The sequence below is a fragment of the Streptomyces pristinaespiralis genome, assembly GCF_001278075.1.
In the GTDB taxonomy this organism is placed as follows: Bacteria; Actinomycetota; Actinomycetes; order Streptomycetales; family Streptomycetaceae; genus Streptomyces; species Streptomyces pristinaespiralis.
Genome location: NZ_CP011340.1, coordinates 3,739,661 through 3,760,157, shown reverse-complemented (window position 1 = coordinate 3,760,157; position 20,497 = coordinate 3,739,661). Strand labels below are relative to the sequence as shown.

The 20,497-nt window shown below is 67.1% G+C and carries 15 protein-coding genes and 1 tRNA gene; 14 read left to right on the top strand and 2 right to left on the bottom strand.

Annotated elements, in window-relative coordinates; all coding sequences use genetic code 11:
• The first annotated feature begins 42 nt into the window (after positions 1-42).
• On the top strand, positions 43-657 hold the full coding sequence (locus SPRI_RS15745) for a TetR/AcrR family transcriptional regulator (RefSeq protein WP_005313641.1): 615 nt from the start codon (positions 43-45) through the stop codon (positions 655-657).
• A gap of 306 nt (positions 658-963) precedes the next feature.
• Here SPRI_RS15745 and SPRI_RS15740 read toward each other — a convergent pair whose 3' ends face one another.
• Positions 964-1,992, bottom strand: coding sequence for an adenosine deaminase (locus SPRI_RS15740; RefSeq protein WP_053557025.1), 1,029 nt, complete (start codon positions 1,990-1,992; stop codon positions 964-966).
• A gap of 119 nt (positions 1,993-2,111) precedes the next feature.
• Positions 2,112-3,338, bottom strand: coding sequence for a pyridoxal phosphate-dependent aminotransferase (locus SPRI_RS15735; protein ID WP_005313638.1), 1,227 nt, complete (start codon positions 3,336-3,338; stop codon positions 2,112-2,114).
• A 228-nt stretch (positions 3,339-3,566) separates the two neighbouring features.
• Between SPRI_RS15735 and SPRI_RS15730 the strand changes: the two genes are divergently transcribed.
• The 13 genes from SPRI_RS15730 (at position 3,567) to fusA (ending at position 20,357) form a co-directional block, all read left to right on the top strand.
• Positions 3,567-3,639: transfer RNA gene (locus SPRI_RS15730), tRNA-Trp, on the top strand.
• A gap of 108 nt (positions 3,640-3,747) precedes the next feature.
• Positions 3,748-4,035 carry a preprotein translocase subunit SecE gene (gene secE / locus SPRI_RS15725; protein WP_005313636.1) on the top strand — a complete coding sequence of 96 codons (288 nt, stop codon included), beginning with the start codon at positions 3,748-3,750 and terminating at the stop codon, positions 4,033-4,035.
• A 72-nt stretch (positions 4,036-4,107) separates the two neighbouring features.
• Positions 4,108-5,004, top strand: coding sequence for a transcription termination/antitermination protein NusG (nusG, locus tag SPRI_RS15720; protein WP_005313634.1), 897 nt, complete (start codon positions 4,108-4,110; stop codon positions 5,002-5,004).
• 167 nt (positions 5,005-5,171) lie between these two features.
• Positions 5,172-5,606, top strand: a complete 435-nt coding sequence (gene rplK, locus SPRI_RS15715) for a 50S ribosomal protein L11 (protein WP_005313632.1) — start codon at positions 5,172-5,174, stop codon at positions 5,604-5,606.
• An 80-nt stretch (positions 5,607-5,686) separates the two neighbouring features.
• Positions 5,687-6,415, top strand: coding sequence for a 50S ribosomal protein L1 (gene rplA, locus SPRI_RS15710; RefSeq protein WP_005313630.1), 729 nt, complete (start codon positions 5,687-5,689; stop codon positions 6,413-6,415).
• Between the two features lie 152 nt (positions 6,416-6,567).
• Positions 6,568-7,452 carry a LolA-like protein gene (locus tag SPRI_RS15705; protein WP_005313628.1) on the top strand — a complete coding sequence of 295 codons (885 nt, stop codon included), beginning with the start codon at positions 6,568-6,570 and terminating at the stop codon, positions 7,450-7,452.
• 281 nt (positions 7,453-7,733) lie between these two features.
• Positions 7,734-8,264: a 50S ribosomal protein L10 gene (rplJ, locus tag SPRI_RS15700; RefSeq protein ID WP_005313626.1), complete on the top strand. Its 531-nt coding sequence runs from the start codon at positions 7,734-7,736 to the stop codon at positions 8,262-8,264.
• Positions 8,265-8,373: 109 nt separating this feature from the next.
• The gene (gene rplL, locus SPRI_RS15695; RefSeq protein WP_005313624.1) at positions 8,374-8,757 is read left to right on the top strand and encodes a 50S ribosomal protein L7/L12; all 384 of its coding nucleotides are present in this window, start codon (positions 8,374-8,376) and stop codon (positions 8,755-8,757) included.
• Between the two features lie 553 nt (positions 8,758-9,310).
• Positions 9,311-12,796 carry a DNA-directed RNA polymerase subunit beta gene (rpoB, locus tag SPRI_RS15690; protein WP_037773997.1) on the top strand — a complete coding sequence of 1,162 codons (3,486 nt, stop codon included), beginning with the start codon at positions 9,311-9,313 and terminating at the stop codon, positions 12,794-12,796.
• A gap of 97 nt (positions 12,797-12,893) precedes the next feature.
• Positions 12,894-16,793: a DNA-directed RNA polymerase subunit beta' gene (locus SPRI_RS15685; protein ID WP_005313618.1), complete on the top strand. Its 3,900-nt coding sequence runs from the start codon at positions 12,894-12,896 to the stop codon at positions 16,791-16,793.
• A gap of 554 nt (positions 16,794-17,347) precedes the next feature.
• Positions 17,348-17,719, top strand: a complete 372-nt coding sequence (rpsL, locus tag SPRI_RS15680) for a 30S ribosomal protein S12 (protein WP_003948652.1) — start codon at positions 17,348-17,350, stop codon at positions 17,717-17,719.
• Between the two features lie 2 nt (positions 17,720-17,721).
• Entirely contained in the window at positions 17,722-18,192 is a 471-nt protein-coding gene (gene rpsG / locus SPRI_RS15675; RefSeq protein WP_005313615.1) for a 30S ribosomal protein S7, read from the top strand.
• Positions 18,193-18,230: 38 nt separating this feature from the next.
• On the top strand, positions 18,231-20,357 hold the full coding sequence (gene fusA, locus SPRI_RS15670) for an elongation factor G (RefSeq protein WP_053557024.1): 2,127 nt from the start codon (positions 18,231-18,233) through the stop codon (positions 20,355-20,357).
• Positions 20,358-20,497: the final 140 nt, after the last annotated feature.

Genomic DNA, 20,497 nt, shown 5'->3' with positions numbered 1-20,497 from the left:
GGTGTGTACTCACCCACCCGTCAAGCCCGGTATGGAGCGCGCATGGACCAGAAGCCCACCCGCGTCCGCATCATCGACGCGGCGCGAGACCTGATGCTCTCCATCGGCCTCGCCCGCACCACCACGAAGGAGATCGCCAAGGCGGCGGGCTGCTCGGAGGCGGCGCTCTACAAGCACTTCACCGGCAAGGAGGAACTGTTCGTGACCGTGCTCCAGGAGCGGCTGCCGAAGCTGGGCCCGCTGCTGGCCGAGCTGGCCGCGGATCCGGGCGGCGCGAGCGTCGAGGAGAACCTCACCGAGATCGCCCGCCAGGCCGCCCTCTTCTACGAGAAGTCCTTCCCCATGGCCGCGTCGCTGTACGCCGAGCCGCGCCTGAAGCGCCGGCACGAAGAGGCCATGCGCGAGATGGGAACCGGGCCGCACAAGCCGATCGAGGGCCTCGACGCGTATCTGCGCGCGGAACGGACGGCCGGCCGCATCGGCCCCGACGCCGACACCTACGCCGCCGCGTCCCTGCTTCTGGGCGCCTGCGCGCAGCGCGCCTTCGCCTACGACATGACGGCCGGCGGGCGGCCGCCGCAGCCGCTCGACGAATTCGCGGCGGGCCTCGCACGCACGCTGCTGCGAGGCCTCGGCACCCCCGGCGCCCCCCACTGAGCGGTGTCACGCCCGACCGCGCAACCGCCCGGCGTCGCTCCGCGCGTACGACGGGCGCCAGGCGCCGGGCGCCGCGCCTCGACCGGCGGGGCCTCGGCGGCCTGCGGCGCGTCCCGGCCCGGCGCAGACCTCGGACTGCGGCGCCTCGGAGCAGCGGGCCTCGGCGGCCTGCGGCGCGTCCCGGTCCGGCACAGGTCCCGGCCCGGCCCACGGCGCGTCCAGGCCACGTGAGGCCCCGCGACCTGCGAAGGCCCCGCATCCAACGCCTCTCGGGCCGGCGTCGCAGGCCCCCGCCCGCGTCCCGGCTCACGCCGGCGGCGACGCCAGCCAGTCGTCGATGCCCGAGAGCAGCTTCCGCCGGGTGTCCTCCGGCGCCGCCGAGGCCCGGACCGACTGGCGGGCCAGTTCCGCGAGCTCCTGGTCCGTGAAGGCGTGGTGGCGGCGGGCCAGTTCGTACTGTGCCGCCAGCCGGGAGCCGAACAGCAACGGATCGTCCGCGCCGAGCGCCATCGGGACCCCGGCGTCGAAGAGCGTCCGCAGCGGCACGTCCCCCGGCTTCTCGTAGACGCCGAGCGCCACGTTGGAGGCCGGGCAGACCTCGCAGGTCACGCCCTTCTCCGCGAGTTTGCGCAGCAGCCTGGGGTCCTCCGCCGCCCGCACACCGTGGCCGATTCGCGAGGCGCGCAGGTCGTCGAGGCAGTCCCGTACGGACGCGGGTCCGGTCAGCTCGCCGCCGTGCGGAGCCGCCAGCAGCCCGCCCTCGCGGGCGATGGCGAAGGCGCGGTCGAAGTCCCGCGCCATGCCCCGGCGTTCGTCGTTGGAGAGCCCGAATCCGACGATGCCCCGGTCCGCGTAGCGCACCGCCAGCCGGGCGAGCGTACGGGCGTCCAGCGGATGCTTCATCCGGTTCGCCGCCACGAGCACGCGCATCCCGAGCCCGGTCTCCCTGGACGCCGTGTCCACGGCGTCCAGGATGATCTCCAGCGCCGGGATCAGACCGCCGAGCCGCGGCGCGTACGAGGTCGGGTCGACCTGGATCTCCAGCCAGCCCGAGCCGTCCCTGATGTCCTCCTCCGCGGCCTCGCGCACCAGCCGCTGGATGTCCTCGGGGTCGCGCAGGCAGGAGCGGGCCATGTCGTACAGCCGCTGGAAGCGGAACCACCCGCGCTCGTCCGTGGCGCGCAGCTTCGGCGGCTCGCCCCCGGTCAGCGCCTCCGGCAGGTGCACGCCGTGCTTGTCGGCGAGCTCCAGAAGGGTGGTGGGCCGCATCGACCCGGTGAAGTGCAGGTGCAGATGGGCTTTCGGCAGCAGGCTGACGTCTCGTTCGCGCTCCATTGAGTGATCCTGCCAAAGACGACCGGAATGGGGCAGCCCCTTTCCCCGATCGGGTTCTTGCCCGAACACAGAAACGGGCCCCCGGCCGAAGCCGGGGGCCCGTCACGCGAGGCAGGGGATCAGTCGCGGGCCTCGGCCAGCAGCTTCTGGATCCGGGAGACACCCTCGGCCAGGTCCTCGTCGCCCAGCGCGTAGGAAAGGCGCAGGTAGCCGGGCGTGCCGAAGGCCTCGCCCGGGACGACCGCCACCTCGACCTCGTCGAGGATGAGGGCCGCGAGCTCCACGGAGGACTGGGGACGACGGCCCCGGATCTCCTTGCCCAGAAGGCCCTTCACCGACGGGTAGGCGTAGAACGCGCCCTCGGGGGTCGGGCAGACCACACCGTCGATCTCGTTGAGCATCCGCACGATCGTCTGCCGGCGGCGGTCGAAGGCCTCACGCATCTTCGCGACGGCGTCCAGGTCGCCGGAGACGGCGGCCAGGGCGGCGATCTGCGCCACGTTGGAGACGTTCGACGTCGCGTGCGACTGCAGGTTGGTGGCCGCCTTCACGACGTCCTTCGGGCCCACGATCCACCCCACGCGCCAGCCCGTCATGGCGTACGTCTTCGCGACACCGTTCACGACGATGCACTTCTCACGCAGCGCCGGGACGAGGGCGGGCAGCGAGGTGAACGTCGCGTCGCCGTAGACCAGGTGCTCGTAGATCTCGTCGGTGAGCACCCACAGGCCGTGCTCCGCGGCCCACTCGCCGATCGCGCGCGCGTCGGCCTCGCTGTAGACGGCGCCGGTCGGGTTGGACGGCGACACGAAGAGGACGACCTTGGTCTTCTCCGTACGCGCGGCCTCCAGCTGCTCCACGGAGACGCGGTAACCGGTGGTCTCGTCGGCCACGACATCGACGGGGACGCCGCCCGCGAGACGGATCGACTCGGGGTACGTGGTCCAGTACGGCGCCGGGACGATGACCTCGTCGCCCGGGTCGAGGATCGCGGCGAACGCCTCGTAGATCGCCTGCTTGCCGCCGTTGGTCACCAGGATCTGGGCGGGGTCCACCTCGTACCCGGAGTCGCGCAGCGTCTTCTCCGCGATGGCCTTCTTCAGCTCCGGCAGACCGCCGGCCGGCGTGTAGCGGTGGTACTTCGGGTTGCGGCAGGCCTCGACGGCGGCTTCGACGATGTAGTCGGGGGTCGGGAAGTCGGGCTCACCGGCGCCGAAGCCGATCACCGGACGCCCGGCGGCCTTGAGGGCCTTGGCCTTGGCGTCGACGGCGAGGGTCGCGGACTCGGAGATCGCGCCGATGCGCGCGGAGACCCGGCGCTCGGTGGGAGGGGTTGCAGCGCTCATACGGCCCATGCTCCCAGACGCCACAAGGACCCGGCACACAGGTTTCGAAGGGCGGACAACCCGGACCTGCGGCGGACCGCGGAAGGGTCCGGAAGGGGGTGGCCGGGCTTTGTGTTCGACGCCGGGCCTGGGAACACGTACACTCACTGGCTGTTGGCCCTCACCAGCCAAGTCCGAGCCGGGCACTTAGTGCACCCGGACGGATGCGGTAGGTTGGGGGAGTCACAAAGGGTCGTAGCTCAATTGGTAGAGCACTGGTCTCCAAAACCAGCGGTTGGGGGTTCAAGTCCCTCCGGCCCTGCTACACACACCTTCGCCAGGCTGTGTGCGCATGTACGTACTTCTATGCACCGCCGTGCGGCTCCACCGGGCGCGGCACGGCCACGACCCGGGAATCAGGTGAGAGATCGTGACGGACGCCGTAGGCTCCATCGACATGCCTGATGCCGAGGACGAGACGCCGGAGTCGAAGAAGAAGACCCGCAAGGGCGGCAAGCGCGGCAAGAAGGGCCCGCTGGGTCGCCTGGCTCTCTTCTACCGCCAGATCGTCGCCGAACTGCGCAAGGTCGTCTGGCCGACTCGTAATCAACTGACGACGTACACCACAGTGGTGATTATCTTCGTCGTCATCATGATCGGCCTCGTGACCGTGATTGACTATGGCTTCCAGGAAGCAGTCAAGTACGTCTTCGGCTGATCCGCGGAGGGCGCCGGAAATCGGCGCCCCTTTCGCATGTTCCACCCCATCTGTATCCAGGAAGAAGCCATCGTGTCTGACCCGAACCTGAACGACGCCGACCGTTCCGGCGAGAGCTTCGAGTCCCCTGAGGACGAGCTCGACATCGTCGAGGCGTCGGACGCTGAGGAGCCGGACCAGGCAGAGGCTGCCGACGACGCCGCCGGTGAGCCGGCCGAGGACGAGGCCCTGCACGTCGAGAACGTCGACGAGGACGAGGCCGGTTCCGAGGACGCCGAGGCTCCGGAAGAGAGCGCGGAAGAGGCTCCCGAGGAGAGCGCCGAAGAGGCGGACGAGGAGCCGGCGGCTCCCGTCGACCCGGTCGCCGCCCTCCGGGACGAGCTCCGTGGTCTCCCCGGCGAGTGGTACGTGATCCACACCTACGCGGGCTACGAGAAGCGCGTGAAGGCCAACCTGGAGCAGCGTGCCGTCTCGCTGAACGTCGAGGAGTTCATCTACCAGGCCGAGGTCCCCGAGGAAGAGATCGTCCAGATCAAGAACGGCGAGCGCAAGAACGTCCGGCAGAACAAGCTGCCCGGCTACGTTCTCGTCCGCATGGATCTGACGAACGAGTCCTGGGGCGTCGTCCGCAACACCCCCGGTGTCACCGGCTTCGTCGGCAACGCCTACGACCCGTACCCGCTGACCCTGGACGAGATCGTCAAGATGCTCGCCCCGGAGGCCGAGGAGAAGGCCGCCCGCGAGGCCGCGGAGGCCGAGGGCAAGCCGGCTCCCGCCCGCAAGGTCGAGGTCCAGGTGCTGGACTTCGAGGTCGGCGACTCGGTCACCGTCACCGACGGCCCGTTCGCGACGCTGCAGGCCACGATCAACGAGATCAACGCCGACTCGAAGAAGGTCAAGGGCCTCGTCGAGATCTTCGGCCGCGAGACCCCGGTCGAGCTCAGCTTCGACCAGATCCAGAAGAACTAGTTCCTTCTGGGCGCCAGGTTTCCGAACAGGTCAGACCGCCTCTCGCAGGCTGTCTGACCTGCTCGGTTTTTGGCCGCGCATAGATACCCGTTATCGTTGTGCGGTATGCCTCCATCCGGATGATCGGGTGGCAGGCGGATAACTCTCACTAGGACCCGGAGAGAGCAATGCCTCCCAAGAAGAAGAAGGTCACGGGGCTTATCAAGCTCCAGATCCAGGCCGGTGCGGCCAACCCGGCTCCGCCGGTCGGCCCCGCCCTGGGTCAGCACGGCGTCAACATCATGGAGTTCTGCAAGGCCTACAACGCCGCGACCGAGTCGCAGCGTGGCATGGTCGTGCCGGTGGAGATCACGGTCTACGAGGACCGTTCCTTCACCTTCATCACCAAGACTCCGCCGGCCGCCAAGCTGATCCTCAAGGCCGCGGGTGTGGACAAGGGCTCCGGCGAGCCGCACAAGACCAAGGTCGCCAAGCTGACGGCTGCCCAGGTCCGCGAGATCGCCACGACCAAGCTCCCCGACCTGAACGCCAATGACCTCGACGCCGCGTCGAAGATCATTGCCGGCACCGCCCGTTCCATGGGCATCACGGTCGAGGGCTGACAGCCCCCTCGTAAGCCCCAGTGGTAGGACCAAGCGCTGGTCCGCACCACGACTCCACGCTCAACACCTCAGGAGCAGAAGTGAAGCGCAGCAAGACTCTCCGCGCTGCGGACGCCAAGATCGACCGGGAGCGTAACTACGCCCCGCTCGAGGCCGTCCGTCTCGCCAAGGACACCGCCGCCACCAAGTTCGACGGCACCGTCGAGGTCGCCTTCCGTCTGGGCGTTGACCCGCGTAAGGCCGACCAGATGGTCCGTGGCACCGTCAACCTTCCGCACGGCACCGGCAAGACCGCCCGGGTCCTGGTCTTCGCGACCGGTGACCGTGCTGCGGCCGCGGAAGCCGCGGGCGCCGACATCGTCGGCTCCGACGAACTGATCGACGAGATCTCCAAGGGCAACCGCCTGAACGAGTTCGACGCGGTCGTCGCCACCCCGGACCTCATGGGCAAGGTCGGCCGCCTCGGCCGTGTGCTCGGTCCGCGTGGTCTGATGCCGAACCCGAAGACCGGCACCGTCACCATGGACGTCGCCAAGGCCGTCAACGAGATCAAGGGCGGCAAGATCGAGTTCCGCGTCGACAAGCACTCGAACCTGCACTTCATCATCGGCAAGGTCTCCTTCGACGAGACGAAGCTGGTCGAGAACTACGCCGCGGCGCTGGAGGAGATCCTCCGTCTCAAGCCGTCCGCCGCGAAGGGCCGCTACATCAAGAAGGCGACCCTGACCACGACGATGGGCCCCGGCATCCCGCTGGACTCCAACCGCACCCGCAACCTCCTCGTCGAGGAGGACCCGGCCGCCGTCTGATCCCTGGACGGCAGTCGCGGGCATCGCGTCCGGGCCGGCCCCCGCAGCTCCTCGAGCTGCGGGGGCCGGCTCTATTTGCGGGCACGTTGTCGGAGAGGGGGGCTAGGCTGTTCCGGAAAGATCAAGAGCAAGCAAAATCCCGTGGGGGGATCGTGAACTCAAAGCTCCGGAAGACAGCCGGGATAGTCCTGGCCGGTGTACTGCTCTGCGGCACGGCGGCGTGCACCGACGAGGACGGCAAGACGTCGTCCGGCAAGGCCTCCGGGTCCGCCCAGGCGTCCTCGTCCGCGGACAAGCCCGTCGAGGTCACCCCGGCCGCCGCGGTCAAGCGCGCTGCGGAGAAGAACGAGAAGCTCACCTCGCTGAGCTACTCGATGAGCGGCACCGTCCCCGGGGGCGGCGACATCGAGGCCCAGGCCTCCATGACCATGAAGCCGCTGGCCATGAGCATGAAGATGAAGGGCGGCGTGGGGGCCGAGGCCGGAGAGGTGGAGATCCGCCTCGTCGGTGAGGCGATGTACCTCAACGGCGGGGAGCCGCTCGAGGCCGGCAAGACGTGGATGAAGTTCGACCTCGCGGCCCTCAAGGAGGCCGGCGGCGAGGACCCGCTGGCCGAGCTGACGGCCCAGGCGGACAAGAACCCCGCCCAGGACACGGCGGCGCTCACCGCCTCCAAGGACCTCAAGAAGGTGGGGGAGGAGTCCGTCGACGGCGTGGAGACCACGCACTACACGGGCACCCTGACCCTCGACGCCATGCGTGCGAGCCTGGCCGGCGAGGACGCGGAGACCAAGAAGCGCCGTGAGGGGACCCTCGAGCAGTACGAGAAGCTCGGCGTCGAGAAGCTCACCATGGACATCTGGATCGACGAGAACGACCAGACCAAGCAGGTCCGGACCCGCAGCACGACGAAGGAGGGCCCGATGGATCTCACCATCAAGCTGCTGTCGGTCAACAAGCCGGTGACCGTGACGGCCCCGCCCGCCGCCGAGACCGTCGACCTGGCAGAGATGATGAACGAGGCCGGGAGCGCCTGACGTACCGCGCCGCCCTGACGCAATCGGGTGGATTTGCCTGACCGGGACCCGGTCCCGTACTCTTCCACAGAAGCCAAAGACCGCTGGTCGTTGCCGTGCTCTCCTTCCGAGGGTCCGGTGGCCGAAGGATCCGCTCAGTAGCGGACGTCCTGCGCAGGTGACTGTGGAAAGTTCCCGGAAGCAATTCCGGTCGAGCTCAGCCCCGTGCGCCTGCGCCGGGGCGTTTCGTTTTGTTCGGCCCTTCTGAGCGGTCCTCATCACCCGGAAGGAGGCCGACGCTCATGGCAAGGCCCGACAAGGCTGCCGCGGTGGCCGAGCTGACGGAGTCGTTCCGCAGCTCGAACGCCGCCGTGCTGACCGAGTACCGGGGTCTCACCGTGGCTCAGCTCAAGGAGCTGCGCCGTTCGCTCGGTGAGAACGCCCAGTACGCCGTGGTGAAGAACACGCTGACCAAGATCGCGGCCAACGAGGCCGGGATCAACTCGCTCGACGACCACTTCACTGGTCCGACGGCGGTTGCCTTCATCACCGGTGACCCGGTGGAGTCGGCGAAGGGTCTTCGTGACTTCGCCAAGGACAACCCGAACCTGATCATCAAGGGCGGTGTCCTTGATGGCAAGGCGCTGTCCGCCGATGAGATCAAGAAGCTTGCGGACCTCGAGTCCCGCGAGGTTCTGCTCGCCAAGCTGGCGGGCGCCATGAAGGGCAAGCAGTCCCAGGCTGCCGCGCTCTTCCAGGCGCTTCCCTCGAAGTTCGTCCGCACCGCGGAGGCGCTTCGTGCCAAGAAGGCCGAGCAGGGCGGTGCCGAGTAACTCGGCTCGCGCATTGACCGCCGCCTGAGGCGACGGTCGCAGCGGGCCGAACGTACGCCCGCCTCACATGTACACACGGCACCTGCCGAATGAGTGGAAGGACGCCATCATGGCGAAGCTGTCCCAGGACGACCTGCTTGCGCAGTTCGAGGAGATGACCCTCATCGAGCTCTCCGAGTTCGTGAAGGCCTTCGAGGAGAAGTTCGACGTCACCGCCGCCGCCCCGGTCGCCGTTGCCGCCGGTGGCGCTGCTGCCGCCCCGGCCGAGGCCGAGGCCGAGCAGGACGAGTTCGACGTCATCCTCACCGGCGCCGGTGAGAAGAAGATCCAGGTCATCAAGGTCGTGCGTGAGCTGACCTCCCTGGGTCTGAAGGAGGCCAAGGACCTCGTCGACGGCACCCCGAAGCCGGTCCTCGAGAAGGTCGCCAAGGACGCCGCGGAGAAGGCTGCCGAGTCCCTCAAGGCTGCCGGCGCCTCCGTCGAGGTCAAGTGACCTCGCGAGTCTTCTGACTCCCGCGCTGTAACGCGCACACACTGAAGGGCGATCACCCAAGCGGGTGGTCGCCCTTCGGCGTTCCGGCGGAGGGTGCCTTGTTCCGCTCCCTCCTGGGAGTATGGTGATCTTCGCCGTGCGCCCCTCACGGCGGCCGACGAAGATCCCGGAGCAGCAGCTCAGGGGCGGGGGCCTTGACGAACCGCACGCAGCGCGCAATTCTCAGGACGCGTCGTCACAACGATCCACGTTCCGAGGCATGGATCGACGACCGAACGGGCAGTATCGATGTGCGCCTCACGGCGCATGGGGTTCGCGGAGATGAGAAAAACGAGGGTCTCGAGGGTCTCGAAAACCCGCACTGGACATCAGTGTGCCAACTGGCTACACTGACCCTTTGCGCTGCCTGTTAGCTGCCCTCTGCCCGTCACCAGGGGCATGCCCGTGTCTGAGCTTCGGATGAAGAACAGCCCCTAGCTGGGGTTTCTCCCTCCGTTCCCAACACGGGACCGGTACGCGCGTAGTGAGTCCGAGCCCTCGGAAGGACCCCCTCTTGGCCGCCTCGCGCAACGCCTCGACCGCGAATACGAACAACGGCGCCAGCACTGCCCCGCTGCGCATCTCCTTTGCAAAGATCAAGGAGCCCCTCGAGGTTCCGAACCTCCTCGCGCTGCAGACCGAGAGCTTTGACTGGCTGCTCGGCAACGCCGCATGGAAGGCTCGTGTCGAGGCGGCTCTCGAAAGCGGACAGGACGTCCCCACCAAGTCCGGTCTGGAAGAGATCTTCGAGGAGATCTCGCCGATCGAGGACTTCTCCGGGTCGATGTCGCTGACCTTCCGCGACCACCGTTTCGAGCCCCCGAAGAACTCGATCGACGAGTGCAAGGAGCGCGACTTCACGTACGCGGCCCCGCTCTTCGTCACGGCCGAGTTCACCAACAACGAGACCGGCGAGATCAAGTCCCAGACGGTCTTCATGGGCGACTTCCCGCTCATGACCAACAAGGGCACCTTCGTCATCAACGGCACCGAGCGTGTCGTCGTGTCGCAGCTGGTCCGCTCGCCGGGTGTCTACTTCGACTCCAACATCGACAAGACGTCCGACAAGGACATCTTCACGGCCAAGATCATCCCGTCCCGGGGTGCCTGGCTGGAGATGGAGATCGACAAGCGCGACATGGTCGGTGTCCGCATCGACCGCAAGCGCAAGCAGTCCGTGACCGTCCTGCTCAAGGCGCTCGGCTGGACCACCGAGCAGATCCTCGAGGAGTTCGGCGAGTACGAGTCCATGCGCGCCACCCTGGAGAAGGACCACACCCAGGGCCAGGACGACGCGCTGCTCGACATCTACCGCAAGCTGCGTCCGGGCGAGCCCCCGACGCGCGAGGCGGCCCAGACGCTGCTCGAGAACCTCTACTTCAACCCGAAGCGCTACGACCTCGCCAAGGTCGGCCGCTACAAGGTGAACAAGAAGCTCGGCGCGGACGAGCCGCTGGACGCCGGCGTGCTCACCACCGACGACGTCATCGCCACCATCAAGTACCTGGTCAAGCTGCACGCCGGCGAGACCGAGACGGTCGGCGAGTCCGGCACCCAGATCGTCGTCGAGACCGACGACATCGACCACTTCGGCAACCGCCGTCTGCGTAACGTCGGCGAGCTCATCCAGAACCAGGTCCGTACGGGTCTGGCTCGTATGGAGCGCGTCGTGCGTGAGCGCATGACGACGCAGGACGTCGAGGCGATCACGCCGCAGACGCTGATCAACATCCGGCCGGTCGTCGCCTCCATCAAGGAGTTCTTCGGCACCAGCCAGCTGTCGCAGTTCATGGACCAGAACAACCCGCTGTCGGGTCTCACCCACAAGCGCCGCCTGTCGGCTCTTGGCCCGGGTGGTCTGTCCCGTGAGCGGGCCGGCTTCGAGGTCCGTGACGTGCACCCGTCGCACTACGGCCGCATGTGCCCGATCGAGACCCCTGAAGGCCCGAACATCGGTCTGATCGGCTCGCTCGCGTCCTACGGCCGGGTCAACGCGTTCGGCTTCGTCGAGACCCCGTACCGCAAGGTCACGGACGGCCAGGTCACCGACGAGGTCGACTACCTGACCGCCGACGAGGAGGACCGCTTCGTCATCGCCCAGGCGAACGCCACCCTGAGCGACGAGCTGCGCTTCACCGAGGCACGCGTGCTGGTCCGCCGTCGTGGCGGCGAGGTCGACTACGTCCCGCCGACCGAGGTCGACTACATGGACGTCTCGCCGCGCCAGATGGTGTCGGTCGCGACGGCCATGATCCCCTTCCTCGAGCACGACGACGCCAACCGTGCCCTCATGGGCGCGAACATGATGCGTCAGGCCGTTCCGCTCATCAAGGCGGAGGCCCCGCTCGTCGGCACCGGCATGGAGTACCGCTGTGCCACCGACGCCGGCGACGTCATCAAGGCGGAGAAGGACGGTGTCATCCAGGAGGTCTCGGCCGACTACGTCACCGTCGCGAACGACGACGGCACGTACACCACGTACCGCATCGCGAAGTTCTCCCGCTCGAACCAGGGCACCTCGGTGAACCAGAAGGTCATCGTCTCCGAGGGCGACCGCGTCATCGAGGGCCAGGTCCTCGCCGACGGCCCCGCCACCGAGAACGGTGAGATGGCGCTCGGCAAGAACCTGCTCGTGGCGTTCATGCCGTGGGAGGGTCACAACTACGAGGACGCGATCATCCTGTCGCAGCGCCTCGTGCAGGACGACGTCCTCTCCTCGATCCACATCGAGGAGCACGAGGTCGACGCCCGTGACACCAAGCTCGGCCCCGAGGAGATCACCCGGGACATCCCGAACGTCTCCGAGGAGGTCCTCGCGGACCTCGACGAGCGCGGCATCATCCGTATCGGTGCCGAGGTCGTCGCCGGCGACATCCTGGTCGGCAAGGTCACGCCCAAGGGTGAGACCGAGCTGACCCCGGAGGAGCGTCTGCTCCGCGCGATCTTCGGTGAGAAGGCGCGTGAGGTCCGTGACACCTCGCTGAAGGTGCCGCACGGTGAGACCGGCAAGGTCATCGGTGTGCGCGTCTTCGACCGCGAGGAGGGCGACGAGCTTCCCCCGGGCGTCAACCAGCTGGTCCGCGTCTACGTGGCCCAGAAGCGCAAGATCACCGACGGTGACAAGCTCGCCGGCCGTCACGGCAACAAGGGCGTCATCTCGAAGATCCTGCCGATCGAGGACATGCCGTTCCTGGAGGACGGCACCCCGGTCGACATCATCCTCAACCCGCTGGGTGTCCCGTCCCGAATGAACCCGGGACAGGTCCTGGAGATCCACCTCGGCTGGCTCGCCAGCCGCGGCTGGGACGTCTCCGGGCTGGCGGACGACTGGGCGCAGCGCCTGCAGGCCATCGGCGCCGACCAGGTCGCCCCCGGCACCAACGTCGCGACCCCGGTCTTCGACGGTGCGCGTGAGGACGAGATCGCCGGCCTCTTCGATGCCACGATCCCCAACCGTGACGGCGACCGCCTGGTCCAGTCGTCCGGCAAGGCCAACCTGTTCGACGGCCGCTCCGGCGAGCCGTTCCCGGACCCGATCTCGATCGGGTACATGTACATCCTCAAGCTCCACCACCTGGTCGACGACAAGCTGCACGCCCGTTCGACCGGTCCGTACTCGATGATCACCCAGCAGCCGCTGGGTGGTAAGGCCCAGTTCGGTGGCCAGCGGTTCGGAGAGATGGAGGTGTGGGCACTCGAGGCTTATGGAGCGGCCTACGCCCTCCAGGAGCTGCTGACCATCAAGTCCGACGACGTGACCGGCCGCGTGAAGGTCTACGAGGCCATCGTCAAGGGCGAGAACATCCCCGAGCCCGGCATTCCCGAGTCCTTCAAGGTGCTCATCAAGGAAATGCAGTCGCTCTGCCTCAACGTGGAGGTGCTCTCCTCGGACGGTATGTCCATCGAGATGCGCGACACGGACGAGGACGTCTTCCGCGCCGCGGAGGAGCTCGGTATCGACCTGTCCCGGCGTGAGCCGAGCAGCGTCGAAGAGGTCTGACGGGCCTGGCGGGGGCTCCCACGAAAGAGCCCCCGCCATCCCCGGGACCGTTCAGACCATGATTGAGACACGACCCCGAAAGAGGGATTGACGCACAGTGCTCGACGTCAACTTCTTCGACGAGCTGCGGATCGGCCTTGCCACCGCGGACGACATCAGGACCTGGTCCCACGGCGAGGTCAAGAAGCCCGAGACCATCAACTACCGCACGCTCAAGCCCGAGAAGGACGGACTCTTCTGCGAGAAGATCTTCGGTCCGACCCGGGACTGGGAGTGCTACTGCGGCAAGTACAAGCGTGTCCGCTTCAAGGGCATCATCTGTGAGCGGTGTGGCGTCGAGGTCACCCGCGCCAAGGTGCGGCGTGAGCGGATGGGCCACATCGAGCTCGCCGCTCCCGTCACCCACATCTGGTACTTCAAGGGCGTCCCGTCGCGTCTGGGCTACCTGCTGGACCTGGCGCCGAAGGACCTCGAGAAGGTCATCTACTTCGCCGCGTACATGATCACGTTCGTGGACGAGGAGCGCCGTACGCGCGACCTGCCGTCGCTGGAGGCCCACGTCTCCGTCGAGCGCCAGCAGGTCGAGAACCGCCGCGACGCCGACCTCGAGGCCCGTGCCAAGAAGCTCGAGACCGACCTGGCCGAGCTCGAGGCCGAGGGTGCCAAGGCCGACGTGCGCCGCAAGGTGCGCGAGGGTGCCGAGCGCGAGATGAAGCAGCTGCGCGACCGTGCCCAGCGCGAGATCGACCGTCTCGACGAGGTGTGGAACCGCTTCAAGAACCTCAAGGTCCAGGACCTCGAGGGCGACGAGCTGCTGTACCGCGAGCTGCGTGACCGCTTCGGCACGTACTTCGACGGCTCGATGGGTGCCGCGGCGCTGCAGAAGCGCCTGGAGTCCTTCGACCTCGAGGAGGAGGCCGAGCGTCTCCGCGAGATCATCCGCACCGGCAAGGGCCAGAAGAAGACCCGTGCGCTCAAGCGCCTCAAGGTCGTCTCCGCGTTCCTGCAGACGTCCAACAGCCCCAAGGGCATGGTGCTCGACTGCGTGCCGGTCATCCCGCCGGACCTGCGTCCGATGGTGCAGCTGGACGGTGGCCGCTTCGCGACCTCCGACCTGAACGACCTGTACCGCCGTGTGATCAACCGCAACAACCGTCTGAAGCGTCTGCTCGACCTCGGTGCCCCCGAGATCATCGTGAACAACGAGAAGCGGATGCTCCAGGAGGCGGTCGACGCCCTCTTCGACAACGGCCGTCGTGGTCGCCCGGTCACGGGCCCCGGCAACCGTCCGCTGAAGTCCCTCAGCGACATGCTGAAGGGTAAGCAGGGTCGTTTCCGTCAGAACCTGCTCGGTAAGCGTGTCGACTACTCGGCGCGTTCCGTCATCGTCGTCGGTCCGCAGCTGAAGCTGCACCAGTGCGGTCTGCCCAAGGCCATGGCGCTGGAGCTCTTCAAGCCGTTCGTGATGAAGCGCCTGGTCGACCTGAACCACGCGCAGAACATCAAGTCGGCCAAGCGCATGGTCGAGCGTGGCCGCACCGTGGTGTACGACGTCCTCGAAGAGGTCATCGCCGAGCACCCGGTGCTGCTGAACCGTGCGCCCACGCTGCACCGCCTCGGCATCCAGGCCTTCGAGCCGCAGCTGGTCGAGGGCAAGGCCATCCAGATCCACCCGCTCGTCTGCACCGCGTTCAACGCGGACTTCGACGGTGACCAGATGGCCGTGCACCTGCCGCTCTCCGCGGAGGCGCAGGCCGAGGCCCGCATCCTGATGCTGTCCTCGAACAACATCCTGAAGCCGGCCGACGGCCGTCCGGTCACCATGCCGACCCAGGACATGGTGCTGGGCCTCTTCTTCCTGACCACGGACGAGGAGGAGCGCAAGGTCATCGGTGAGGGCCGTTCCTTCGGTTCCACCGCCGAGGCGATCATGGCGTTCGACGCCCGGGAGCTCTCGCTCCAGGCGAAGATCGACATCCGCTTCCCGGTCGGCACCATTCCGCCGCGGGGCTGGACCCCGCCGGCGCAGGAGGAGGGCGAGCCGGAGTGGCAGCAGGGGGACTCGTTCCGTCTGCGCACCACCCTGGGCCGCGCGCTCTTCAACGAGCTGCTGCCCGAGGACTACCCGTTCGTGGACTACACGGTGGGCAAGAAGCAGCTCTCCGAGATCGTCAACGACCTGGCCGAGCGCTACCCCAAGGTCATCGTGGCGGCGACGCTCGACAACCTGAAGGCGGCGGGCTTCTACTGGGCGACCCGTTCCGGTGTCACCGTGGCCATCTCCGACATCGTGGTGCCCGACGCCAAGAAGGCGATCGTCAAGGGCTACGAGGAGCAGGACGAGAAGGTCCAGAAGCAGTACGAGCGCGGTCTGATCACCAAGGAAGAGCGCACTCAGGAGCTCATCGCGATCTGGACCAAGGCGACCAACGAGGTTGCCGAGGCCATGAACGCGAACTTCCCGAAGACCAACCCCGTCTCCATGATGGTCAACTCGGGTGCTCGCGGAAACATGATGCAGATGCGTCAGATCGCCGGTATGCGTGGTCTGGTGTCCAACGCCAAGAACGAGACCATCCCGCGTCCGATCAAGGCGTCCTTCCGTGAGGGCCTGTCCGTGCTGGAGTACTTCATCTCCACGCACGGTGCCCGTAAGGGTCTGGCGGACACCGCCCTGCGTACCGCCGACTCGGGTTACCTGACCCGTCGTCTGGTGGACGTCTCGCAGGACGTCATCATCCGCGAGGAGGACTGCGGCACCGACCGTGGCCTCAAGCTCAAGATCGCGGAGCGTGGCGCCGACGGCAGCCTGCGCAAGACCGAGGACGTCGAGACCTCCGTCTACGCCCGGATGCTGGCCGAGGACGTCGTCGTCGACGGCAAGGTCATCGCGCCTGCCAACGTCGACCTCGGTGACGTGCTCATCGACGCGCTCGTCGCGGCCGGTGTGGAGGAGGTCAAGACCCGCTCGGTCCTGACCTGTGAGTCCGCGGTCGGCACCTGTGCGTACTGCTACGGCCGTTCGCTCGCGACCGGCAAGCTGGTCGACATCGGTGAGGCGGTCGGCATCATCGCCGCCCAGTCCATCGGTGAGCCCGGCACGCAGCTGACGATGCGTACCTTCCACACCGGTGGTGTGGCCGGTGACGACATCACCCAGGGTCTGCCCCGTGTCGTCGAGCTCTTCGAGGCTCGTACGCCCAAGGGTGTCGCCCCGATCTCGGAGGCGGCCGGCCGCGTCCGTATCGAGGAGACCGAGAAGACCAAGAAGATCGTCGTCACTCCGGACGACGGCAGCGACGAGACGGCGTTCCCGATCTCGAAGCGTGCCCGTCTGCTGGTCGGCGAGGGCGATCACGTCGAGGTGGGCCAGAAGCTCACCGTGGGTGCCACCAACCCGCACGACGTGCTCCGCATCCTCGGCCAGCGCGCGGTCCAGGTCCACCTGGTCGGCGAGGTCCAGAAGGTCTACAACTCGCAGGGTGTGTCGATCCACGACAAGCACATCGAGATCATCATCCGGCAGATGCTGCGCCGGGTGACGATCATCGAGTCCGGCGACGCGGAGCTGCTGCCGGGCGAGCTGGTCGAGCGCTCGAAGTTCGAGACCGAGAACCGTCGTGTGGTCACCGAGGGCGGTCACCCCGCCTCCGGCCGTCCGCAGCTGATGGGTATCACCAAGGCCTCGCTGGCGACCGAGTCCTGGCTGTCGGCGGCGTCCTTCCAGGAGACGACCAGGGTTCTGACGGACGCGGCGATCAACGCCAAGTCCGACTCCCTGATCGGCCTCAAGGAGAACGTCATCATCGGTAAGCTCATCCCGGCCGGTACGGGTCTGTCCCGCTACCGCAACATCCGGGTCGAGCCGACCGAGGAGGCCAAGGCCGCGATGTACTCGGCCGTCGGCTACGACGACATCGACTACTCGCCGTTCGGCACGGGCTCCGGCCAGGCCGTTCCGCTGGAGGACTACGACTACGGTCCGTACAACCAGTAGTAGATCGTGAAGAAGGGCGGTCACCCCGTGCGGGGTGACCGCCCTTCCGCGTTCGCGGGAGCCGGCGGGTGGGACGCCGCCGACGGGAGCCATGGGTGCGGTTCTCCGGGCCGGGGCCGGCCGGCGGGGAAGGGGGCTCGCCCGACGGTGGTGGCGCCTTCAGGAGGCCGGGGCGGACGGCTGACGCCCCCGCGTCCAGGGGGCTGCCGCCCGGTGGCCGGCGACCGCAGGGGCCTGCGGAGGACCGGGCCGGACACCTCGGCCGAGATGGCTGAAAACCATTGCAAAACAGGCCCGGTACTGTGCAGGGATCCGGCCCCTGGGCATTTGTTTTGACCGGAGTGGATGCGGTAGGTACGCTCAGACCTTGTGCCTGGGGTGTGCCTGGGCTCGTGTGCGTGTCTTCAACCGCATGGCGAGTCAGATACCGGCCACCGCGATCTGCGCTCCTTCCGCCTGGCGGCGGAGGTCTGCAGCATTCGACACACCCGACCGCGTGGGTCGGCGACGTTCCAGGTTAGCTTCACTGACGGCACACAGAAACCGGAGAAGTAGTGCCTACGATCCAGCAGCTGGTCCGCAAGGGCCGGCAGGACAAGGTCGAGAAGAACAAGACGCCCGCACTCGAGGGTTCTCCTCAGCGCCGCGGCGTCTGCACGCGTGTGTTCACGACCACCCCGAAGAAGCCGAACTCGGCCCTGCGTAAGGTCGCGCGTGTGCGTCTGACCTCCGGCATCGAGGTCACGGCCTACATCCCGGGTGAGGGACACAACCTGCAGGAGCACTCCATCGTGCTCGTGCGTGGCGGCCGTGTGAAGGACCTGCCGGGTGTTCGTTACAAGATCATCCGCGGTTCCCTCGACACCCAGGGTGTCAAGAACCGCAAGCAGGCCCGCAGCCGCTACGGCGCCAAGAAGGAGAAGTAAGAATGCCTCGTAAGGGCCCCGCCCCGAAGCGCCCGGTCATCATCGACCCGGTTTACGGTTCTCCTCTGGTGACCTCGCTCATCAACAAGATCCTGCTCAACGGCAAGCGTTCCACTGCCGAGCGGATCGTCTACGGCGCCATGGAAGGCCTCCGCGAGAAGACCGGCGCTGACCCGGTCATCACGCTGAAGCGCGCCCTCGAGAACGTCAAGCCGGCGCTCGAGGTCAAGTCCCGCCGTGTCGGTGGCGCCACCTACCAGGTGCCGATCGAGGTCAAGCCCGGTCGCGCCGCCACCCTCGCGCTGCGCTGGGTCGTGGGTTACTCCCGCGCCCGCCGTGAGAAGACCATGACCGAGCGCCTCATGAACGAACTGCTCGACGCCTCCAACGGCCTCGGCGCTTCGGTCAAGAAGCGTGAGGACACGCACAAGATGGCCGAGTCCAACAAGGCCTTCGCGCACTACCGCTGGTAGTCGCTACCCACATCGAGACCGAGAGAAGATTGAGCCTTATGGCCACCACTTCGCTTGACCTGGCCAAGGTCCGCAACATTGGGATCATGGCCCACATCGACGCGGGCAAGACGACGACCACCGAGCGCATCCTGTTCTACACCGGTGTGAGCTACAAGATCGGTGAGGTCCACGACGGCGCTGCCACGATGGACTGGATGGAGCAGGAGCAGGAGCGCGGCATCACGATCACGTCCGCCGCGACGACCTGTCACTGGCCGCTCGAGGACGTCGATCACACCATCAACATCATCGACACCCCGGGTCACGTCGACTTCACCGTCGAGGTGGAGCGTTCGCTTCGTGTCCTCGACGGTGCCGTCACGGTGTTCGACGGTGTCGCCGGTGTCGAGCCCCAGTCCGAGACTGTCTGGCGCCAGGCGGACCGCTACGGCGTTCCGCGTATCTGCTTCGTCAACAAGCTCGACCGCACCGGTGCCGAGTTCCACCGCTGTGTCGACATGATCAGCGACCGCCTGGGTGCGACGCCGATCGTCATGCAGCTGCCGATCGGTGCCGAGGCCGACTTCAAGGGCATCGTCGACCTGGTTCGTATGAAGGCCCTCGTGTGGTCCGCGGAGGCCACCAAGGGCGAGATGTACGACGTCGTCGACATCCCGGCCACCCACACCGAGGCTGCCGACGAGTGGCGCGGCAAGCTCCTCGAGACGGTCGCCGAGAACGACGAAGAGATCATGGAGCTGTACCTGGAGGGCCAGGAGCCTTCCGAGGAGCAGCTGTACGCCGCGATCCGTCGTATCACCATCGCGTCCGGCGTCTCCAAGGACACCACGGTCACCCCGGTGTTCTGCGGTACCGCCTTCAAGAACAAGGGCGTTCAGCCCCTGCTCGACGCGGTCGTGCGCTACCTCCCCTCCCCCCTGGACGTCGAGGCCATCGAGGGCCACGACGTGAAGGACCCGGAGACGGTCGTCAAGCGCAAGCCGTCCGACGACGAGCCGCTGTCGGCCCTCGCGTTCAAGATCGCGAGCGACCCGCACCTCGGCAAGCTCACCTTCGTCCGGATCTACTCCGGTCGCCTGGACTCCGGCACCGCGGTGCTGAACTCCGTCAAGGGCAAGAAGGAGCGCATCGGCAAGATCTACCGCATGCACGCGAACAAGCGTGAGGAGATCGAGTCGGTGGGCGCCGGCGACATCGTCGCCGTCATGGGCCTGAAGCAGACCACCACCGGTGAGACGCTGTGCGACGACAAGAACCCGGTGATCCTGGAGTCCATGGACTTCCCGGCGCCGGTCATCCAGGTCGCGATCGAGCCCAAGTCCAAGGGTGACCAGGAGAAGCTGGGTGTCGCCATCCAGCGTCTCGCGGAGGAGGACCCCTCCTTCCAGGTTCACTCGGACGAGGAGACCGGCCAGACCATCATCGGTGGTATGGGCGAGCTGCACCTCGAGGTGCTGGTCGACCGTATGCGCCGTGAGTTCAAGGTCGAGGCGAATGTCGGTAAGCCGCAGGTGGCTTACCGTGAGACGATCCGTAAGGGCGTCGAGCGCCACGACTACACGCACAAGAAGCAGACCGGTGGTACCGGTCAGTTCGCCAAGGTGCAGATCGCGATCGAGCCGATCGAGGGCGGCGACGCCTCGTACGAGTTCGTGAACAAGGTCACCGGTGGCCGCATCCCCAAGGAATACATCCCCTCGGTGGACGCGGGCGCGCAGGAGGCCATGCAGTTCGGCATCCTGGCCGGCTACGAGATGACGGGCGTTCGCGTCATTCTTCTCGACGGTGGTTACCACGAGGTCGACTCCTCCGAACTCGCGTTCAAGATCGCCGGTTCGCAGGCCTTCAAGGAGGCCGCGCGTAAGGCCAGCCCCGTGCTGCTCGAGCCGATGATGGCCGTTGAGGTCACCACGCCCGAGGACTACATGGGCGAGGTCATCGGTGACATCAACTCCCGCCGTGGTCAGATTCAGGCCATGGAGGAGCGGATGGGCGCCCGGATCGTCAAGGGTCTGGTGCCGCTTTCGGAGATGTTCGGCTACGTCGGAGACCTCCGCAGCAAGACTTCGGGTCGCGCAAGCTACTCGATGCAGTTCGACTCCTACGCCGAGGTTCCCCGGAACGTCGCCGAGGAGATCATCGCGAAGGCCAAGGGCGAGTAACTCTCCCGAGTTCACGCTTTAGGCTTGTCACCGGAGCCTCCAGGGGCATTCCAGTCGCATCACGGCGGGAATGCCCCCGGGCCCCGGCATCCCAGCAAAGATCACCTGGCGCCGATGAGTAAGGCGTACAGAACCACTCC